The following is a 1,398-nucleotide window of genomic DNA, read 5'->3' as shown; positions in this document are numbered from 1 at the left end:
TAGCTTCGTTTGGTGAAAGGAGCGGAAGAATGAAGCGTGGCCCGTGGGGTGGGCTTCCTGCACCATGTCGCGGATGATAGCGGACTTGCGGCTGCGGCGGGGACGGTGGGTGGGGAGCACGGACGAAAAAGGTAACAACTAAGAATCGAAATGAGACTTATTTAAGGTGGTCAAAAATTGACCAAATGCAGGCCATATGGTGAGTTATCCCTAAATATTAATTCAGAATTTCTATGATACTAATAACAAGGAACATTAACGCAATCATTGCGAATATTGCGCCTAAAAATCCTACCCAAAAGCTAGTACTTAGTAGATTAGCAAACAAAAAGGATAGCCCGATAAGTAGTAGCAGTATAGTTCCAAAAACCAGAAGATACATGAATGGAGAAGGAAGTTCAAAGTCGGCAGTATTACTGGACTTTGAAAAAATTCTACTTTTTGCTTGAAAGAATCGCCTGGATTTAGTGCTTTTTCGATTATGGGTAAGTTGGGTACTTAATGGGAATGTTTGCAACAGCTTGGTGGGGCGGCGTAGTAATGATGACAGCCTCCCGCGTTTCTTCAGCCCCCGCGCGGCACCCCCCGGCTGGATGGGCATTGGGGTTTCGCTTCGCTTGAAATGAGGTGTTTCGGTATTCGTTTCTGCTACCACCAGGTGCCCTCGCTGGGGCTGTCTTGGCAACTGGTCAATGGACTGTCGCATCGAGAGGGGCTGAAACTCGAACGCCACTCGTTCACTCCTGCACCCGACCAGCAGCAGGTGAGCAGTAAAGAGAAGGACTATGCCTATCACCGAATAGCTTGTTTTCATATGTTATCAACCGAGAAGAGCAACTGTAGTAAGGGCTAACGCGTCCACGAAAACGGTCCGAAGCTAAACGCTTCGTTTGGTGAAAGGAGCGGTTAGATGGAAGGTGGTTGCTCCTGCCTCAATGGTACAGGCCATGCTTCTCCCCTTCTGGCAAATAGCGAATGCCCGTGGCGGCCACATAAAAAGGGATTTGGTCCGAGTTGTGCAGTTGGAAAAGCGTATTGCCCGTTTCTACCCGGAATTGACGGTTAACCGCCACGGCTTCCGCTGTAACAACGGACAACCAAGGTCCTTGCGTCTTGATGAAAGAAGAGGCGTTCAGCGAGAGCATGAAAACGTCCTCAAACACGACTTTGAAGTTGCTATAGTACAGCAAATCTTCGCCGACCGCCAACGTTAACCGAGTGTCGCCAAATGAGTGAATGTCCACTTCCAGGTGCAGAAACTCACTTACGCGGGCGTTTATCAAATCGACAGTCGCGGCAATCAGCTGGTCTTCCATAGGAGCTTCGCTGGCACAAGACAGCAATGAGGAGCAAGTAACAGCAAGAGGGCACTACAAGCCCGAATTAGTCTACTCAAAC

1 protein-coding gene is annotated in these 1,398 nt (G+C 49.0%); it reads right to left on the bottom strand.

What is annotated here, in order from left to right; translation table 11 throughout:
• Positions 1 to 932: 932 nt before the first annotated feature.
• Complete coding sequence (locus HW554_RS20145; RefSeq protein WP_176910322.1) at positions 933 to 1,316, bottom strand: hypothetical protein; 384 nt, start codon at positions 1,314 to 1,316, stop codon at positions 933 to 935.
• Positions 1,317 to 1,398 lie beyond the last annotated feature (82 nt).

It is taken from the genome of Hymenobacter lapidiphilus (assembly GCF_013377885.1).
Taxonomy (GTDB): Bacteria; Bacteroidota; Bacteroidia; order Cytophagales; family Hymenobacteraceae; genus Hymenobacter; species Hymenobacter lapidiphilus.
Note: the sequence above shows the minus strand (reverse complement) of the source record. Positions and strands in the feature narration are given on the sequence as shown.